Source organism: Natronomonas salsuginis (genome assembly GCF_005239135.1).
In the GTDB taxonomy this organism is placed as follows: domain Archaea; phylum Halobacteriota; class Halobacteria; order Halobacteriales; family Haloarculaceae; genus Natronomonas; species Natronomonas salsuginis.
This window is the reverse complement of record NZ_QKNX01000003.1, coordinates 351,383-369,337: the sequence shown is the minus strand read 5'-3', so window position 1 is coordinate 369,337 and position 17,955 is coordinate 351,383. Positions and strand designations below refer to the sequence as shown.

At 65.2% G+C, this 17,955-nt stretch carries 20 protein-coding genes; 7 read left to right on the top strand and 13 right to left on the bottom strand.

The features are described from left to right. Positions 1 to 120 precede the first annotated feature (120 nt). Positions 121 to 3,228 (top strand): FAD-binding and (Fe-S)-binding domain-containing protein, encoded by a 3,108-nt coding sequence (locus DM868_RS10210; RefSeq protein WP_137276776.1) that lies wholly within the window; start codon positions 121 to 123, stop codon positions 3,226 to 3,228. 129 nt (positions 3,229 to 3,357) lie between these two features. Continuing rightward, positions 3,358 to 4,863, top strand: coding sequence for a hypothetical protein (locus DM868_RS10205; RefSeq protein WP_137276775.1), 1,506 nt, complete (start codon positions 3,358 to 3,360; stop codon positions 4,861 to 4,863). 24 nt (positions 4,864 to 4,887) lie between these two features. Here the strand turns inward: DM868_RS10205 and ilvA are convergent, their stop codons facing one another. The 4 genes from ilvA to DM868_RS10185 all read right to left on the bottom strand — a co-directional run bounded on the left by ilvA (position 4,888) and on the right by DM868_RS10185 (position 8,435). Further along, on the bottom strand, positions 4,888 to 6,096 hold the full coding sequence (ilvA, locus tag DM868_RS10200) for a threonine ammonia-lyase (protein ID WP_137276774.1): 1,209 nt from the start codon (positions 6,094 to 6,096) through the stop codon (positions 4,888 to 4,890). Between the two features lie 256 nt (positions 6,097 to 6,352). After that, on the bottom strand, positions 6,353 to 7,192 hold the full coding sequence (locus tag DM868_RS10195; protein WP_137276773.1) for an ABC transporter permease subunit: 840 nt from the start codon (positions 7,190 to 7,192) through the stop codon (positions 6,353 to 6,355). Continuing rightward, complete coding sequence (locus tag DM868_RS10190; protein ID WP_137276772.1) at positions 7,189 to 8,097, bottom strand: ABC transporter ATP-binding protein; 909 nt, start codon at positions 8,095 to 8,097, stop codon at positions 7,189 to 7,191. Before DM868_RS10190 ends, DM868_RS10195 begins: the two co-directional genes overlap by 4 nt. 74 nt (positions 8,098 to 8,171) lie before the next feature. Next, complete coding sequence (locus tag DM868_RS10185; RefSeq protein ID WP_137276771.1) at positions 8,172 to 8,435, bottom strand: hypothetical protein; 264 nt, start codon at positions 8,433 to 8,435, stop codon at positions 8,172 to 8,174. 132 nt (positions 8,436 to 8,567) lie between these two features. Between DM868_RS10185 and DM868_RS10180 the strand changes: the two genes are divergently transcribed. Continuing rightward, complete coding sequence (locus tag DM868_RS10180; protein WP_137276770.1) at positions 8,568 to 9,125, top strand: GMP synthase subunit A; 558 nt, start codon at positions 8,568 to 8,570, stop codon at positions 9,123 to 9,125. 161 nt (positions 9,126 to 9,286) lie between these two features. Then, on the top strand, positions 9,287 to 10,267 hold the full coding sequence (locus DM868_RS10175) for an A24 family peptidase (protein WP_246049053.1): 981 nt from the start codon (positions 9,287 to 9,289) through the stop codon (positions 10,265 to 10,267). A gap of 19 nt (positions 10,268 to 10,286) precedes the next feature. Here the strand turns inward: DM868_RS10175 and DM868_RS10170 are convergent, their stop codons facing one another. Both DM868_RS10170 and DM868_RS10165 read right to left on the bottom strand, forming a co-directional pair. Beyond that, the gene (locus DM868_RS10170) at positions 10,287 to 10,883 is read right to left on the bottom strand and encodes an RPA family protein (protein WP_137276769.1); all 597 of its coding nucleotides are present in this window, start codon (positions 10,881 to 10,883) and stop codon (positions 10,287 to 10,289) included. After that, positions 10,883 to 11,812 carry a replication factor A gene (locus tag DM868_RS10165; RefSeq protein WP_137276768.1) on the bottom strand — a complete coding sequence of 310 codons (930 nt, stop codon included), beginning with the start codon at positions 11,810 to 11,812 and terminating at the stop codon, positions 10,883 to 10,885. The genes DM868_RS10170 and DM868_RS10165 overlap by 1 nt, the downstream gene beginning before the upstream one ends. Before the next feature lie 129 nt (positions 11,813 to 11,941). Here DM868_RS10165 and DM868_RS10160 point away from each other — a divergent pair, with 129 nt between their 5' ends. After that, a complete protein-coding gene (locus DM868_RS10160; RefSeq protein ID WP_137276767.1) occupies positions 11,942 to 12,259 on the top strand; it encodes a DUF7091 family protein in 318 nt (105 codons plus the stop codon). Positions 12,260 to 12,281: 22 nt separating this feature from the next. Next, positions 12,282 to 12,542, top strand: a complete 261-nt coding sequence (locus tag DM868_RS10155; protein ID WP_137276766.1) for a hypothetical protein — start codon at positions 12,282 to 12,284, stop codon at positions 12,540 to 12,542. A gap of 88 nt (positions 12,543 to 12,630) precedes the next feature. Here the strand turns inward: DM868_RS10155 and DM868_RS10150 are convergent, their stop codons facing one another. Genes DM868_RS10150 through DM868_RS10140 form a run of 3 tightly spaced genes read right to left on the bottom strand, consistent with a single transcriptional unit; the run spans position 12,631 to position 14,434 of the window. After that, positions 12,631 to 13,419, bottom strand: a complete 789-nt coding sequence (locus DM868_RS10150; protein WP_137276765.1) for an SDR family oxidoreductase — start codon at positions 13,417 to 13,419, stop codon at positions 12,631 to 12,633. 44 nt (positions 13,420 to 13,463) lie between these two features. Further along, entirely contained in the window at positions 13,464 to 13,919 is a 456-nt protein-coding gene (locus DM868_RS10145) for a Tfx family DNA-binding protein (protein WP_137276764.1), read from the bottom strand. Positions 13,920 to 13,972: 53 nt separating this feature from the next. After that, positions 13,973 to 14,434, bottom strand: a complete 462-nt coding sequence (locus DM868_RS10140; protein WP_137276763.1) for a TRAM domain-containing protein — start codon at positions 14,432 to 14,434, stop codon at positions 13,973 to 13,975. Between the two features lie 308 nt (positions 14,435 to 14,742). On the opposite strand from DM868_RS10140, the gene DM868_RS10135 reads away from it, so the two are divergent. Then, on the top strand, positions 14,743 to 14,952 hold the full coding sequence (locus tag DM868_RS10135; RefSeq protein WP_137276762.1) for a hypothetical protein: 210 nt from the start codon (positions 14,743 to 14,745) through the stop codon (positions 14,950 to 14,952). Between the two features lie 170 nt (positions 14,953 to 15,122). Here the strand turns inward: DM868_RS10135 and DM868_RS10130 are convergent, their stop codons facing one another. Genes DM868_RS10130 through DM868_RS10115 form a run of 4 tightly spaced genes read right to left on the bottom strand, consistent with a single transcriptional unit; the run spans position 15,123 to position 17,795 of the window. Continuing rightward, positions 15,123 to 16,115, bottom strand: a complete 993-nt coding sequence (locus DM868_RS10130) for a radical SAM protein (RefSeq protein WP_137276761.1) — start codon at positions 16,113 to 16,115, stop codon at positions 15,123 to 15,125. Positions 16,116 to 16,169: 54 nt separating this feature from the next. Next, the gene (locus DM868_RS10125; protein WP_137276760.1) at positions 16,170 to 16,604 is read right to left on the bottom strand and encodes a DUF302 domain-containing protein; all 435 of its coding nucleotides are present in this window, start codon (positions 16,602 to 16,604) and stop codon (positions 16,170 to 16,172) included. 55 nt (positions 16,605 to 16,659) lie between these two features. Continuing rightward, complete coding sequence (locus DM868_RS10120) at positions 16,660 to 17,052, bottom strand: DUF5611 family protein (RefSeq protein WP_137276759.1); 393 nt, start codon at positions 17,050 to 17,052, stop codon at positions 16,660 to 16,662. 26 nt (positions 17,053 to 17,078) lie between these two features. After that, positions 17,079 to 17,795: a DUF7093 family protein gene (locus DM868_RS10115; RefSeq protein ID WP_137276758.1), complete on the bottom strand. Its 717-nt coding sequence runs from the start codon at positions 17,793 to 17,795 to the stop codon at positions 17,079 to 17,081. Positions 17,796 to 17,955: the final 160 nt, after the last annotated feature.

Below are 17,955 nucleotides of genomic sequence, written 5' to 3'. Positions count from 1 at the left end.
CGTGGCGGCCTCGCGACGCCGTCCAGCGACGTTCTTCGCGGGACCGTGCTGAGACGCCGAGAGGGTTCTGGCTGCATTTTTCGTCGCCACGCTGATTACCCCACACTCCGTGGTCGGACCATGTCGAAACACGTGCGCACGAGCGCCGACGGAGATCCGGCCGGTGACTCCCGGGTTCGGTACGATTACCGCGACGACGGGGTCGACCGCCCGGATCTACTCCGGGGCCTCGAAGGCGTCGTCGACGGCGACGTCCGATTCGATTCGTACTCGCGGTCGCTGTACGCGACCGACGCCAGCATCTACGAGGTGACGCCGATCGGGGTCGTCTTCCCGACCTCGACCGACGACGTCGCGGCGACCGTCAGCTACTGCGCCGAGCGCTCGATTCCGGTACTTCCTCGGGGCGGCGGCACGAGCCTCGCGGGGCAGACCGTCAACGAGGCGGTCGTCCTCGATTTCAGCCGGTACATGAACGATCTCGTCGAGACGGACCTCGAGATCGAAACGGCGACGGCCCAGCCGGGGATCTACCTCGGGACGCTCAACGAGGCGATCGAACCGCACGGGCTGAAGTTCGCCCCCGACCCGGCGTGGGGCGACAAGAGCGCGCTCGGCGGCGCGATCGGCAACAACTCGACGGGCGCACACTCGCTGCAGTACGGCAAGACGGACGCGTACGTCGAGTCCGTCGAGGTGGTGCTGGCCGACGGGACCGTGACGACCTTCGGTGAGGTCGACCTCGACGACCTCCCCGAGCTCGCCGACGGCGACGACCTCGAATCGTCGATCTACGCCGAGATCGCGCGGATCCTCGACGAGACGGGCGATCTGATCGAGGAGCGGTATCCGGACCTGAAGCGGAACGTCTCGGGGTACAACCTCGATTGGCTCGTCGAGGACGCCCGCGGCGCGACTCGCGGCGTCGGCGAGCCGGATTCGGACGGCGGGACGATCAACGTCGCGAAACTGCTTTGCGGCAGCGAGGGGACCCTCGCGATCGTCACCGAGGCGACCGTGTCGCTGGAGCCGATCCCCGAAACGAAGGGGATGGTGCTGCTCGCGTACGACTCGGTCGGCGACGCCATGGGAGACGTCTCCCCGATCGTCGAGCACGACCCGGCGGCGACCGAGGTGATCGACGACGTGTTGCTCGACCTCGCCCGCGAGACGCCGGAGTTCGCGCCGGTCACGGAGATGCTTCCGGAGGGGACCGGTGCTGTTCTCATCGTCGAGTTCTACGCCGAGGATCGCGAGGAGGCCGAGCGGAAGGTCGCCACGCTGCTCGCCGATCGGCTACCCGAGTACGAGCCGGCGAGCGAACCGGCCGAGGCGGTGCCCGAACCCGACGCCGAGCGGCGGGCGTTCGACGCCATCGAGGCCTACGACGAGGAGAGCAGAGCGAAGGTCTGGAAGCTCCGCAAGTCCGGACTCCCGATCCTCCTGAGCCGGACCACCGACGAGAAGCACGTCGCGTTCGTCGAGGACACCGCGATCCCGCCGGAGAACCTGCCCGGCTTCGTCGCCGACTTCCAGGCGATGCTCGACGAGCACGACACCTACGCCAGCTTCTACGCCCACGCCGGCCCAGGCGTGTTGCACATCCGCCCATTGGTCAACACCAAGACCGAGGTGGGCCTGGAGGCCATGGAGTCGATCGCCGACGCGGCGACGGATCTCGTCGTCGAGTACGACGGATCGGTGTCGGGCGAACACGGCGACGGCCGCGCGCGGACCCAGTGGAACCACAAGCTCTACGGCGACGAGCTCTGGGCGACGTTCCAGGAGCTGAAGACGGCGTTCGACCCCGAGTGGCTGTTGAATCCCGGACAGGTCGTCTTCCGGGAGGACGAGCCGACGGATATGACCGAGGATCACCGGTTTGGTCCCGACTACGCGTTCGACGCCGGATTCGATACCGAACTGAACTGGGACAACGAGAACGGCATGCAAGGGATGATCGAACTCTGTCACGGCTGCGGCGGCTGTCGGGGCGAGCAGTCGACCACCGGCGGCGTGATGTGTCCGACGTTTCGTGCGTCCAAGGAGGAGATCACGAGCACTCGCGGGCGGGCGAACGCCCTCCGGGAGGCGATGAACGGAAACCTCGATCCCGAGGAGGCGTTCACCGACGAGTTCAAGACCGAAGTGTTGGATCTCTGCGTTGGCTGTAAGGGCTGTAAGATCGACTGTCCGAGCGGCGTCGACATGGCGAAGCTGAAGGCCGAAGTGACGCACGAACACCACGAGCGACACGGACCGAAACTCCGGGATCGACTCTTCGCCAACTTCGAGACGGCGGCGAAACTCGGCAGCGCGCTCGCGCCGGTCGCCAACGCCGCTGCGGCGCTTCCGGGCGCGCGAGCGCTGCTCGAACGGACCCTCGGGATCGAGCCGAACCGCCCGTTGCCGGAATTCCACCGGAAGACGTTCCACGACCGGTTCGAGGCGCGCGGCGGCGAGGAGGGGTCGGTCGCGCGAGCCGTGGCAGCGACCGACGGCGACGATCCCGTCCGATGGGCGGCGCTGTATCCGGACACGATCACGAACTACTGCAACCCTGCCGCTGGGGAGGCGGCCCTCGAAACGCTCGAAGCCGCGGGCGTCGCGGTGACGATCCCCGACGGCGTCGGTGATACGGGCCGACCAGCCTTCTCGAAGGGGTTCATCGACGCGGCGAAGCGGACGGCGCTCGACAACCTCGACGTGCTGGGGCCGCTCGTCGCCGACGGCTACGACGTCGTCGTGATCGAGCCCTCCGACGCCGTGATGTTCCAGTCGGATTACCTCGACCTTCGCTCCGGGGACGTGGTGGAAACCGTCGCCGGGCACACCTACGGCGTCTGTGAGTATCTCGACACTTTCGGTCTCGATCGGAACCTCTCGTTCGACGCCGACGAGGACTCGCTCGCCTACCACGGCCACTGCCACCAGAAGGCGACGGCGAAGGACCACCACGCCGTCGGGGTGCTCCGGCGGGCCGGCTACGACGTCGAGCCGCTCGATTCGGGCTGCTGCGGGATGGCCGGCTCGTTCGGCTACGAGACCGAACACGGCTCGATGAGCGACGCGATCGCGAACATTCTCTACGACCAGCTCGACGACAGCGACGGCGATCGGGTGGTCGCCCCGGGCGCATCCTGCCGGACGCAGCTACACAACCGCGAGAGTGTCTCCGAGGAGCCGCCCACGCCGATCGAACTCGTCGCCGACGCGCTCGCGCGGTGAGCGGAGGCGGCCGAGCGTCGGCGTTCTCGCGATGTCGTGCGGCTGCGTTCGCTTCCTCGGACCGTTCTGACCGCGGTCCGACGACCGCGAGTCACACGTTTCAAATCCCTGCCGCGCCCAGAGACGAGCATGTCCGCTTCCGAGCTCGCGTCGCAGATCGTGGAGGCGCTCGATATCGATGCCGAAGCGTTCGCATCGCGGATCGAGGCCGAAACCGCGTCGTTGCGCGAGGAGATCGACGACGGGACGTTCGATAACCCGCAGGCGATCGTCGGGCTGGAGTACGAGTTCTACGCGGTCGACGCCGAGACGGACGCGCTCATGCGAGTGCCACGACGACTCCTCGAATATATCGGATTCGAGAAGGAGCTCGGACTGCACAACGCCGAACTCTCGACGGCACCGCAGCCGCTGTCGTCGTACGGGCTTCGCGCACAGGAAGCGGAGGTGCAAGCGAAGCTCGACGCCGCCGAGATGGAGGTCGCCCGGGAGGGGATGACCCTCGTCAGCGACGGGATGTGGACGGTGCCGCCGATCGGCGAGACGGCCGCGACGTACCTGACCGACAGCATCGAGCAGGACGGCGTCCGCATGGCGACGAACATGTCGCGGGCGGTGCGGTATCACGCGATGGCCAACACCGACTACGCCGCCGAGTTACAGCTCGACGCGCCGCACGTCTCGCTGTTGGCCGACACCGTGATGCCCGAGAGCCTCATCACGTCGATCCAGCCGCACTATCAAGTGTCGCACGCCCACGACCTCCCGGAGCACTTCCGGTACGCCCTTCGGGCCGCCGGACCGCTGCTCGCCGTCTCGGTCAACTCGCCGTTCTTCCCGCCCGATCTCTACGACGCCGACGGGGCAACGGTACTCGAGGAGTGCTGGATGGAAAATCGAGTCCCGGTGTTCGAGTCGGTGCTCAACCCCGCGGACATCAAGAAGGTGACGTTCCCGGAGGACATCGATAGCATCGACGAGGCGCTCGATCGGATCGCGAGCGACGAGACGGTTGTCCCCGCGGAGCTCGAACCGAAGGGCCGCTTCGACGACGAGTTCGCCCACTTCCGGCACAAACACGGGAGCTTCTGGCGGTGGGTTCGCCCGGTATTCGGCGGCTCGACGCGGACGAACGCCAACGCCCGAATCGAGTTCCGGCCACTCCCGGGGCAGCCGACGATTCGGGGGACGATCTCGCTGCTCGCAGTGTTCGCCGGCCTCCTCGAGAGCCTGCCCCGGCGTGAGCACCCAGTCTACCAACAGTCGTGGGAGACGGCGCGGGAGAACTTCTACGCCGCCGTTCGCGACGGTCTCTCCGCGGAGCTGTCGTGGATCACCGCCGACGGGACCGAGACGACGGACACGGACGAGCTGTACGCCGAACTGTTCGAACTCGCCCGCGATGGGCTGGAGCTCCGGGGGCTCGACGCCGGGGAGGCGAACCGCTACATCCAGCCGCTCAGAGAGCGCGTCGATCGCCGGATGACGCCGGCCCAGTGGAAGCACGATCGGGTGCGGACGCGCATGGACGCGGGCGAGCCGTTCGCGCAGGCGATCTGGGGGATGCAGTCCGATTACATCGACGCGCAGTCGGAGACGCTGATAAACGGGACGTTCCTCGAGTGGCTCGAGTGAGCGTCGGTTCGGAGTGAACGGCGATTAGGAGACGACCTCGACCTCGTAGCCGCGGTCCTCCAGTTCGCCCAACAGCTCCGCGACGTGCTCGTGGCCGCGGGTCTCCAGGTCGAGTTCGACCTCGGCGGCGTTCATCGCGATGTCCTTCGAGGCCCGATCGTGTTCGATCGCGTGGATGTTCGTCCGGTACTCGGTGAGCAGTTCCACGAGTTCCTCCAGCGCGCCGGGACGATCCTTCAGCACGGTCTTGATGCGAAGGAAGCGGCCGCGCTCGACCAGCCCGCGGGTGATGACCGTCGTGAGCACGTTGAGGTCGATGTTGCCGCCGCAGAGCGCGAGAACGATCGTCTCCCCATCGTCGTACTCGAAGCGGCGTTCGAGGACGGCCGCGAGCGGGACCGCGCCGGCCCCCTCGACGAGCGTCTTCGAGCGCTCCAACAGCGAGGTGAGCGCGTTCGCGATCTCGGGATCCGTGACCGTGACGACCTCGTCGACGCGCGCTTTGATCACCTCGAACGTCGACTCGCCGATTTTTCTGGTCGCGATGCCGTCGGCGATCGTATCGACCGACTCGCGCTCGACGACCCGGCCGATCTCCAGCGAGCGAGCCGCGCTCGCGGCACCCTCGGCCTGCACCCCGATCACACGGGCATCGGTCAGTTCCGTGATCGCGGTCGAGATGCCGGCGATGAGGCCGCCGCCGCCGATCGGGACGACGACCGTGTCGACCTCCGGGCACTGCTCGGCGATCTCGAGGCCGATCGTGCCCTGCCCCGCCATCACCGACGGATCGTCGAAGGCGTGGACGAACGTGCGGTTCTCCTCGCGTTCGATCTCGTGGGCGCGTTCGGCGGCCGCGTCGTAGTCGACGCCGTGGAGTTCGACCGTCGCCCCGTACGATCGCGTGGCGTCGATCTTCGAGATCGGGGCGTACTCGGGCATCACAATCGTCGAATCGACGCCGATTTTCGTGGCCGCCAGGGCGACGCCCTGCGCGTGATTGCCGGCGCTCGCGGCGACGACCCCGGCCTCGCGTTCGGCCTCGCTCAGGAGGGCGATCCTGTTCGTCGCACCGCGGATCTTGAACGAGCCGGTCCGCTGGAGGTGTTCGAGTTTGAGTCGCACGTCCGCGCCGGTTCGATTCGAGAACGTGCTCGAGCGTTCCAGCGGGGTTTCGCGGGCCGTCTCGGCGACGCGCGCTCGGGCCGCCGTCACGTCAGCCAGTCCGATCATACCCGATCTATCCGGGCGGGCGTGGTATGCCTTCCGGGGCTCGAATCGGATCGTCGAAGCCGTCGGCTCCAATGATAGCGCCGACAGAAGGGAAGGAGCGTGTGCAACCTGTTTGAAGGCTGGATATATTATAAAACCCGTGCATGCAGGGCGAAAGTGAAACCGCAGTACGGAAGCTCGGCGGAACTGGTGTCAGACGATCGTTCGACGGGTGACGGACGGCGATCGAAACGAACGTGTTCGGGCGCGATCGATCCTACAGATCGACCGAGTCGAACCGGAGGTAGCCGACGACGAGCGGGACGACGATCCAAAACGCTAACACGACGAATCCGAACCACGGCTCAAGATAGAAGGCGTCGGCGGCCTGTTGTTGAGTGCTTTGATCCTCGGAGACGCGACGGAGGAGCCACGCCGTCGCCTGCTGCCAGCCGGTCATCGGATTGACGACGAACAGCACCTGCGCCCACTCGGGAGCTTGTGCGCCGAAGGCGGGCGTCTCGAAGCCGTTGACCACGTATCGTGCGAGAAAGACGAGTCCGCCCCAGGCGAACTGGAAGACCACGAAGAGGCCGAATCCGCCGATGGCCGCGGAGAACGTCGAATCCGAGAATGCCGAGACGCTCACGGCGATGCTGACGAAGACGATCGTCAACAGCAACACCGCGAGCATGAACGTGAGGATGACGTCGGCCTGGATGTCGCCCTCGAAGGTGATCGCCGTCGCGAGCAGCATCGACACGAAGCCGATGACGACGGCGACGCTCAACACGCCCAGCCGACCGAGAAACTTGCCGATAACGACGTCGAGCCGCGAGTTCGGTAACGAGAGCAGGAGCTTCAGGCTCCCGCTCTCCCGTTCGCCCGCGATCGACTGATACGCAATCCCGATCGCGATCAGGGGGATGAAGATGCTCATCCCGCTCAACAACACCTGCAGGATGAGGACGACGACCGCCCCGCTCTCGATTCCGAACGCGGATCCCAGCGCGATGCCGCCGCCGGTGAAGGCGACGAAGATCACAGCGACGGCGAGCATCAGTCGCGAGCGGATCGCGTCCGAGAAGTCCTTCTTCGCGACGGCGAGCCAACTCATTGGTCGCCCTCCGTGTAGGCCGTGAAGAGATCCTCGAGCGACGCTTCCTCGGTCGAGAAGTCCGAGACGTCCGCCCCGGCGTCTTCGAGTTCGGAGACGGCGTCCATCTTGACGTCGTCCTCGCAGGTGATTCTGAGCGTCGTTCCGTCGACGGCCACCTCGGAAACCCCGTCGAGGCTCTTCAACCGATGTTCGGCGTCGTTGGGCACCGAATCGACCTCGACGACGAGCGTCGAACCGCTGCCGACGTTCTCTCTGAGCCCGTCGATCGTGTCGACGGCGACCAACTCGCCGTCGCGGATGATCCCAACGCGGTCACAGATGGCCTCGACCTGACCCAGAATGTGGCTCGAAAAGAAGACCGTCGTCCCGCCGTCGGCCTCGCTCTCGACGATCTCGCGGAGTTCGCGCGCGCCGTTCGGATCGAGCCCCGAGGAGGGCTCGTCGAGTATCAGGAGGTCCGGATCACCGACGAGCGCCATCGCCAGCGCGAGTCGCTGCCGCATTCCGGTCGAGAACCCGCCGGCCCGCCGGTCGGCCGCGTCCTCGAGGCCGACTCGCTCTAAGATCGGGTACGGCTGTTCGTCGGCCTCCTTCGAGTCGATGGCGAACTGAACGTGTTCTTTCGCGGTCAGCCGGTCGTACACGTCGAACCCCTCGGGCAGGACGCCGGTTCGTTCCCGGACCGCGACGCTGTCCTCGCGGGCGTCACGGCCGAGCACGCGAACCGATCCCGCGTCGGGACGGACGAAATCCAAGAGGATGTTGATCGTCGTGGATTTTCCCGCGCCGTTCGGACCGAGAAACCCAAAGATCTCACCGTCGCCGACTTCGAGATCAACGCCGCGGAGCGCTCGCACGTCTCCGAACGACTTTTCGACGCCGTCGAGTTCGATGGCGGCCATATTGTCTCTCGGTTCCGTCCGACGCGTTATATGCCTTGAGGCTTCGACGGCGCGTGAAAGAACCTACCAAAGGATCAGAGCACGTCCTCGGGATCGTGTCGATCCCGGACGCGGTCGACCTCCGCGGCGTATCGCTCGCGCGTCTCCGGGTCGCCGACTGATTCGAGCCGATCAGGGGCGACCTCGATCGCGGCGGTGATCTCCTTCGCCCGAAGCAGTTGGACGCTGAAGTGTTTCACGACGCAGTGGGCTCCGTCGGGCGTCGCGTACACGAGTTCGACGAGCGACTCGTCGCCGTACTCGCGGGCCACGAGCCACAGGCGCTCGGTGTCTGCCATTGTCGGCGGTGCGGGTGGACGCCGTTTGTAGCTACCGCTCCGCACCGTCGCGACGAGCCCGAGTCGAGCGCCAAATAGCGTTGAATCGCCGTATCAGACCATTTTTACCCACCGGTCCGATACGGACACCCAATGACTCGAATCGTCGTGGTCGACAACCACGGGCAGTTCACCCACCTCGAACACCGCGCGCTGCGCGATCTCGGTGTCGACACCGAGATCGTGGATAACGACACCCCACCAGAAAGGGTCGACGCCGACGGTGTCGTCCTCTCGGGCGGCCCGGACATGGATCGAATCGGACGCTCCGCCGACTACCTCGATCTCGACGTGCCCGTGCTCGGGATCTGTCTCGGCATGCAGCTCATCGCCGCGGAGCTCGGCGGACGGGTCGATTCGGGCGACTACGGCGGCTACGCCGACGTGACCGTCGAGATCGAGGACGAAGACGACCCGCTCGTCGGCTCGCTCGCACCGGAGACGCGGGTGTGGGCCAGCCACGCCGACGAGGTGAAGGATCTCCCCGAGGGGTTCGTCCGAACCGCCAAGAGCGACATCTGCGGGATCGAGGCGATGAGCGACACGGACTGCGATCTCTACGGCGTCCAGTGGCACCCCGAAGTCGCCCACACTGAGGAGGGCGAGGCGGTCTTCGAGAACTTCCTCGCGATCTGTGACGCGGCCGAGTGACGGGGCGGCGCGGGATCCACTCCGACGGCGACTCGCTGTGGGTAGCCCCTCCGCTTCCGGTGGAGATCGTCTGACCGGCTGCCGGCGCGGTCGTTCACCGCTCCGTTCCGCATCGTGATCGATGACGGGCGTTTATAAGGGAGCTGAACGCAAAGACGGACGTGTCCTCGTCACTGCTGTTCGGGGTCGCGACCGGCCCCGATCTCCTACGTCTGCTCGCCGTCCCCGTCTTCGCGTGGGCCGCCGCCCGCGATCTACGGACCCGTCGCGTCCCGAACTGGACGTGGTACCCACTCGTCGCCGTCGGACTGATCGCGCTCCTCTGGGACGTGCTCACGATCGGGGATCTCACGGGGGTTCAGCGGCGGCTGTTCGCCGTCCAAACGGTCCTCTCGCTCGGGTTCGTCGCGCCGCTCGGCTACTTCTTTTGGCGGATCGGCGGCTTCGGCGGCGCGGACGCGAAGGCGATCATCACCCTCGCGGTTCTGTTTCCGGTGTACCCGACGTATCAGGTGCTCGGCGGGACGTATCCGGTGTACGGCGCGTCACTCGGGGTGTTCTCCTTTAGCATCCTCTCGAACACGGTACTCGTCGGGCTGCTGTATCCCGCCGCGCTCGCGGTGCGAAACCTCCCGCAAGGGACGTTCACGCCCGCGATGTTCGTCGGCCACCCCGTCTCGCTACGCGACGTGCCGACGGCGTACGGGCGGCTGTTGGAGACGCCGGACGGCTTCACGCGCAGCGGGCTCGACATCGACGCACTACGGATGTATCTCCGGTGGCGCGGGATCTCGTTTTCCGCGCTTCGCGCGGACCCGCAGCGATACCGCGGGACGGTGCCGGTTGACGCGAACGACCCGGGCGACGGCTCGCTCGGTGATGGGACGATCGACGAGGACGGCCCCGTCGACCCCGTCGACGACGATCCGTGGGGTGCGGCGGCGTTCCTCGCCGAACACTCGGCGTACGGGACCACGCCGACAGAGCTCCGCGAGGGGCTCTCGACGCTCTCGGAGTCGGATCGCGAGTCGATCTGGATCACGCCCGGCATCCCGTTTATCGTCCCGATGTTGGCCGGCCTCGTGGTCGCGTTGGCGTTCGGCGACGTGATGTTCGCGGGGCTGTCGGCGGTCGGAATCTAGCGCCGAACCGGGTGAGGAGCTACGGTTCCGGAGCGACCTCGGCGTCGGATTCGAGTTCGAGGTCCTCAAGCGCCGCGATTACCGCATCGCGGTACACCGACAGGTCCGACCCATACTGGGTTTCGGCCATCGTGGCGTACTCGTTGGTCCCGTCAAACGCCTCGATCCGATCGAGCGTTCGATCGGCCGTCTCGACGACCCAGCGGTTCCGCGTCGCGTCGTCGACCACGGAGATGGATTCAGGACGGAGCGAGACGTTCACGTCGCCCTCGTCGGTCTCGTACGTGCGGGGTTTCCCGACGACAGTCACGTACGCCGGCGTCTCCGCCTCGCGGAGCACGGAGGTCGCCTCGGGCTGGTACTGCCCGGCGTAGGTGAAGAAGGTTCCAGTCGGATCGACGATCCGGCCGCGCCAGTACTCGGAGTCGTTGCCCACGTCCTCGGTTTCGGTCAGCGTGCCGGCGACGAACACCCGGTTGGCCGGCTGGCCGGTCGGCAACAGCGAGTAGACCGGGGCGCGGTCGTCGTCGGACTCTTTGAATGTGTACGTTGCGTCGTTGAACTCGGTCGCGAAGGCGCGTCGGGCGACCTCGCGGGTGGGGACGGATGCACTCATTACAGGGACCTCGCTTTGATCAGCACGCTCTCGGCGTCGGTCGGCGCGCCGAGTCGCTCGATATCGTTCGCCAGTACGTAGCGGCCGAGCGTCGGGCCGGACACGCGGTAGTAGCGGCCCAACACCGCCTCGCGCATCTCCTCGACGACAACTTCGGTGTCGAGAGCGTCCATGGCCATCTGCTGGGCCTCGTCGAGGGTGATACCGGTCAGCTCCTCGGTCGACTCCTGGTTGAAGATCGTCTCGTGAATCTCGACGCCGTCGTCGAGGACGCCCTTGATCCGGAGGTCGAACTCGCCGTCGACCTCGCCGTGTTCCGAACAGCGGCCGTTCTGGAGAACGCGGGTGCAGTTCTCCTCGGGACAGCGTTTGATGAGTCCGGAGCCGGACTGGATATCGACGAGCGCGCCCTCGACCTCCGTCGAGTCGTCGCCGACTTCGATGTCGGTGTCGAGCTCCTCGACCGTCGTCGAGGAGTTGAGCTTCACGGAGAACCGACCCTGATACTCGTCAGTGACGACGCTTCCGAGCCGGTAGACCGCGCTCTCCTCGAGTTCCGGGAGGTCGCTTTTGGCCCACTTGGTGAACTTGATCGTGCCGGTCTCATCGCCGAGGAGCCCGACCTGTGCGATCGAGTCGGCACCCGGCTCCCAGAGGTCGACGATCTTGACCGTGAGATCGAGCCACTCCTCGGGCGCGTCGACGTCGGCGACGGTGGCCGCTTCGGTCGAGCCGCCGGAGAGGTCGTCTCGGTCCATGTCCGCCTCGTCGAGGTACGACGAGACGATGCTTCGGTGGGCCTCGTCGATCGGGACGCGGTACTCGGAGACGAGCGTCTCGAGGCGGTCTTCGATCTCGTCGACGGTGAGATTGAGGCTGTCGGAGAACTGTTCGTGTATGTCTGCTGCGTGCTTTCGCAGGTCTGTCATGGGTGTTTCCGTCTCCGCGTGTTTTCAGTGGGAGACGTACGCTGGTTGGTTCCTGATGGTATAAAAACCGTCGGTAGCGCGGTGAAAGTGAAGCCGAGCACGGTTGGGATGCAGAGGATCACTCCTATTATGTTTGCGCCCCTAGTCGCCGGTGTGAGCAATCGTCGTCGTCTCGAACGCCTCCTCCGGACGAAACTCCACGCGGTCGGGAGACAGTACGAGGAGACGAAACGCGCCTACACCGACGCGAAAAGCGCGGCGCTCGCGAACCTGCCGACCGACGACGAGGGGCGGGCACGGGTCGTTTGTCGGCGCCACGCTGAAAAGCGAGCCGTGTCGCTCGACTCGGATGCCCGCCCGTCGTGTTACGATCCCGAGCACCCGGACTGCCGCGGCTGCGTCGAGGACATCCGCGAGGAGCGAATCGAAACGTGGGGGCCGAGGTGACGATCCGTCCCGCGATGGGCTAATGGCCGATTCCGAAGATAGCCGAACCGTGGGCGTTCACAGGGGCTGCGTCCAGGGGGCACTCGCCGCGATCGCGTTCACCGTCGGCGCCAGTCTCGCCGTCGCCGCCGGAGCGCTCGTATTGTTCCTCGTCGTTCGACACGGCGAGCAGTTCGTCGACTCGGAGCGGATTCGGAGTCTGCTCGCGCTAGTCAGCTTCGTCGTCTTCATTTCGATCCCCGTGTATCTGCTTTCGATCCAGTGCATCAGAAGGTCTCGTTGATGTGGCGTTGGATGGCCTCGACACGAGCGGCCGATGAAATACCGTCTGGCTTCGCCGCTGTATCGCCGATTGCGACGCCGTATCGAGGTCAGATCCCCCGCATGGATCCACCGTCGATTGGCACGGCAACGCCGTTGACGTAAGACGCCCGTTCGCTCGACAGCCAGGCGACTGCGTCGCCGAGTTCGCCGGGATCACCGACGCGGTCGAGCGCGATTCCATCGGACCACTCGTCGAGACCATCGCCGTACGTCTCGTACTCGTCTCGGTCGACGCCGTCTTGGATCAACTCCTCTATCCGGTCCGTCTCGTGGGCGCCGGGCAGCACGCTGTTGACCCTGATCTTGGGAGCGAACTCGTCGGCCAGCGTCTTCGTGAGCCCGAGTACCGCTCGCCGAACCGAGTTCGAGAGCACGAGGTCGTCCAGCACCTCCCTGACGCTGCGGGAAGTTATCGTGACGATCGTTCCGCCGCCGTCGGCAGCGAGCGTCGGCTGTGCGGCGCGAACGGTCCGAACGACACTCATCACGAGGAGGTCGTAGGCGTCGTACCAATCCTCGTCGGTAGTGTCGAGAAACGCCCCCGGCGGCGGGCCGCCAGCACTCGTGACGACGTGGTCGAGTCGACCGAACCCGTCGATCGTCCCCTCGACGAACGCCTCGATATCGTCGGGGGCCGTGATGTCCGCTCGCATCGCGAGTACGTCCCCGGAGCCGGCCGCCTCGAGCCGTCTTTCGGCACGCTGGAGCCGATCGCCGCTGCGGCCGCAGACGGCGACGTCACACCCTGCGCTCACCAGCGCCTCGGCGCTCGCGAGCCCGAGCCCGGCGGTTCCGGCCGTAACCAACGCCGCATTCTCCTCGATTCCGAGATCCATATCGGCCACACGCAGCGGGTCGTATAAAAATCCGGTCGCCTCGACTACATTCGGACGGTCACGCGACCGTCGTGGGTGACGGTGACGGTGATGTCGCGTCTGACCTCGCGGCCGACGATGGCGTCGCCAGCGGCGTCGCCGATGAGCTTCATCAGCTCCGGAGCCGTTCTGTTCACCTTCACGTCGGCGTCGTCGCAGGCTGAATACACCTCGTTCGGCACGTCGTAGAGATCGGTACCGCGTTCGACGGTCAGCCGGACGGGGGCCGTCAGCGCCTCGGCGAACGCGATGGTCTCTTTCGCTTTGGCGATGTTTTCTCGCGCGCTCGACTCGACGCTCGACACGTTCGCCCTCGACGTGCCGAGCGCCTCGGCGATCTCCGCCTGCGGAATGTCGCGCTCGCGGAGCGCGAACACCTCAGCCTGTCGGCGGGTCAACACGCTGGTCTCAGCGTCGAATCCGACCTCCCCGAGCAGTTCGTCCGCGTCAGGAATCGTCATCGAATCTCACACCGTTCGACGCGTCGATAGTGGCACACTCGCGGCACCGGGCGCTAGTTGCCCCAGAAGTTCTCGCGGCTGCCCAACCGCCCGCGGTCGAGTGCCTTCTCGCGGTCGCTTCGGTCGTCCGGTTCGTCGTCAGCGTCGGCGTCGTTGGCGGCGCTATCGTCGATCTCCTCGTCCATCGGGAGCCGTTCGACCTCGTCGGCGCGGGCGTGGTTCGAACGGACCTCCGTGATCTTGACCTTCGCGCGGGCGTCCGGCAACACGCCGTCGACCATCACGATGAAGCCGTCCTCGGTCCGGCCGACGCCAGCCCCCGATTCGTGGATATCCTCGACGTCGACGACGACCTCCTCGCCGAGCTGTACGGGTTGCTGTTTGAGATCGCGGATCGGTTGGTTGTAGTGGGAGCACCACTCGGCACCGCCGCGGTCGCCGTAGTGTTGACAGCCCATGCCTTCGATCCGCTCGGAGAAACTGGGGCAGTCGTCCGCGAGTGGGCATTCGGGCATACGTCATCTTGCCCGCCAGTCGATTAAACGCTTGTGGGTCCGATCTTTTTCTCCGCCGGGTTCGCCTGCGGCGAACCGCTCCTGCAAAAACATCGATCAAAAAGGCCGGACGCTCCCTTCGGTCGCGTCCGGTGAACCGCGTCCGAGCGAAGCGAGGACACGGATGCTAAAACGACCGCCGTTTCTTTTTGATTCTGAACCCTTAGAATCAGACAAGACTAGCGTGCTGTGTAGAGAGCACGCACTCAGCAAGGTGATTTAGTGGTGTATTGCCGGAATTTATATCCATGGATTGTAAATAATCAGATATGTCGACGGCCTCGGAGATTGGAAAAAGCGTAATCGGCTCAGTTTTGTTGGTGATAATATTTGCGTATCTTTGGTCCTACCTCCCAAAAGAAGGAATCTGGGGGGGATTGAGTTGGGAAATAAAAGCTGTAGTTGTATTTATTAGTGGGATGCTTGTTATTGGTCCCGGGAAAGTCGCCTTAGAGATGGTCACCGACTCAAGATGGTGACTATGCACCCTCTATTCAGCGCGGCTGTTTAAACCTATTATCAACAGGTGGACTCTACAAGGCCAGATCTTAGTGTTGGTCGAGCCGAGCGAATCGCCGCTCGAAAACATCCATAGAAGTCGATAACTTCTGATAGGCTACAACAGGGAACTGGACATGCAGCTGCTCAGTTACGCCAGCGGCGTCCGCTCGACGACCGTCCCGTCGTACGTCGGGTACTGCTCGACGATCTCGCCGCGCTCGACGTCGCCGTCCTCGATCATCTCCTCTAAGAGCCACCACGCCAACTCGACGTGCTCGGATTTGACCGTGTAGAACTCCTCGGGGACGCCGAGCTCGCGCAATCTGGCCTCCGGTTCCCACGTCTTCCCGTAGACGAGCGTCCCGTCGTCGGTGATGTCGTCGAACTCCCGGCGGATGTTCCGGGCCATCCGCTTGAGCCGCGAGCGGTGCTGAGCGGCGTCCTTGAACACGCTCGTACAGAAGTACACGCGCTCGTGGTCGCCCATCTCCTCGAGGATGTCGTGGGATCCCTCAACGGCCGACATGTGGTCCTCCTTGAGCTCGAAGCCCTGCTCTTGCATCCGCCGGTAGTTCCCGTCGGACATCTCGAACTCGTTGATGTTGCAAAAGTCGGCCGCGCCCTCGTCCAGAAACTCCAGAAACTCCGGTTCCGCGCGGATGCCGGGGATCTCGAAGGCAGGGGTGAGCCCCTCCTCGCGGGCGATGTGGAGGATCTCTTCCCATTCGGTGCCGTGCAGATCGCCCCACAGTTCGTAGGGTGGGTGAAATCGAATCTCGTCGAGGCCGGCCTCGGCCAGGCGGCGCATGTTCTGCCGGCCGCCGGTGATTCCCGTGTAGAGGTGGGTGTGGTGATCCTCGCCGAACTCTTCCTTGAGAAGGCTGAGGTATCGACAGGTCCGGTCCATGGCCTCCTGGGGCTCCCCGCCGGTGATCGAGGTGCCGAGCGCCTCCATCCGCTTGGCCTCCTCGATGACGTCCGCGTCGGACTCGACGGGGCGCTCGTTGGCGTACACCTGCGTGACGTTCTTGCGGTTCTCGCCGAGCGGGCAGTAAAAACAGTCGCGCTGGTCGCAGTATCCGTAGACGAAGAGCACCATCTTCCCCCCGACGGCGCACTGTTCACAGCCCTTCGAGATCATTCGTTGTTCCCGTTTGACCGCCGAGACGCAAAAGTCGTACGTTCCGCCCCGCCGCTACAGCTCGTCGTAAAAGGCGTCGACCAGGTCGCCGGTCTCAGCGACGATGCCTTCCCACGCGTCGTTGTCGGGGGCCAACCCGACGAGGCGGCCGATCTTCATGATCGAGGCGTGATACACGCGCTGGAGACCGGGCTCTTCCTCCCAGATGACGAAGTTGCAGGGGAAGAGCGCCCCCTGTTTGAGCGACTGATCGAGCGCCTTGTCAGCCACCGCGGGGTTGCACGCGCCCAACACGTAGTAGGGGTCGCGGTCGGCGTCTACCTTCTCGTTGAGCAGCTCCGAGGGAGAGAACTCGACGGGGACGCCGAAGCCGACCGATTCGGCCGTCTCTCGGACGTGGTCGACGGCGGCCTCGTGGTCCATCTCGAGGAGCGCCGATCGTTCGCCGATATCTTCGGACTCGAACTCCGAGGGATCGAATGCGAGCATCGTACAGTCCTGTCGGGCGCGACCGAGAAAAAACGACGGGACGAGCGGGCGGTCGTCAGACGTTGTCCGGCGTCTCGGCGTCGTCTTCGACGGAGCGTTTCATCGACTCGCGCCGCGACTTCGCGTCCCGACCGGTACACTCGAGCAGGAAGTCGTTTTTCGCCGTGTTCGCGTCGCCGGCCGCGTCGACGTCGCCCGTCTCCATGAGGTCCTGCAGCTCGCGTTCCTCGAAGTGGACGGCGAGTTTGTCCTTCTTACCGGAGTACGAGACCGCGCCCGCGACGATTCGGGTGAACACCGGATTGTCCGGTTCACCGACGATGTACAGGTCGCTACCTTTGAACTCCTCAGTGCCCGTGATCGGTCCGAAGTACTCCTCGATCGTCGCTTTCAGATCGGGGACGCGCTCTTCGAGATACTCCCCACGTCGCATTTTGTACTCTTCCATGTCGAGGAATATCGAAACCCGACGGTTTACTGGTTTCGTTCGGCTTCGAGCCACGCGTTGCACTCGGGACAGGGGTCTCCCTCGCGGTACCCCGAGTTGGCCTCGATGCTGAACGAACACTCCGGACAGACGATCCTCCCCTCGGGGACTGTGAGGCCAGAGAGCGATTCATTGCCCGGATCGAGCGGGGCGTCAGACCCGTCGGTATCGACGTTCGAATCCTCGGGATCGTCGGGCCACTGGCCGGGGCGTCGTTGCTGCTCGTCGTCGTCATCGGTGAGGATCTCCGCGTCCTCCGTCTCGGGGTCCGGCGGCGTCTCGTCGTAGTCGTCACCCTCGTCGTCGCCCGCAGCATCGAGCGGCGCTTCGGCATCGGTCGGAGACGCAGGGGATGCCGGCTCGTCCGTACCGGCGGTCGCCGAGGTGGTCTCCGAGTTGTCGAGCGCCTCGCCCTCGACGCCGCTCCGTTCGACCGCTCCGGCGATCCCGCCGGTTGCCGATTCCGCACTGTTCGTATCGTCGGTGTCGATCGCGTCGCCGCCCCCGGGTTCGATCCCGACGTCGTCGGCGTCGACGACGGCCGCGACCTCGGTGTTCTCGGAGACGACGCGCTCGGCGCCGCAGTGGCGACATTGCTCTATCTCGCGCTCGGTGGTAACCACCTCGCTGCCCTGTTCTTCTCGTTCGCGCTCTACCCCAGCGTCCTCGAAGGCGTGGCCGAGTATCGAACAGCGGAGTCCCATTACCGAAACGTGGCCGTGACGAAGGTATAAAGCTTGACTCTGTGGCCACGACACTGATCGGTCTCTGGCTGTAAATCGGCTTTATCAACCCAGTTGTGGACGGGAGATCATCGACCTCGTGGCAGACCTCGCCGACCCGCCAGTGGCGGTCGACGGGACG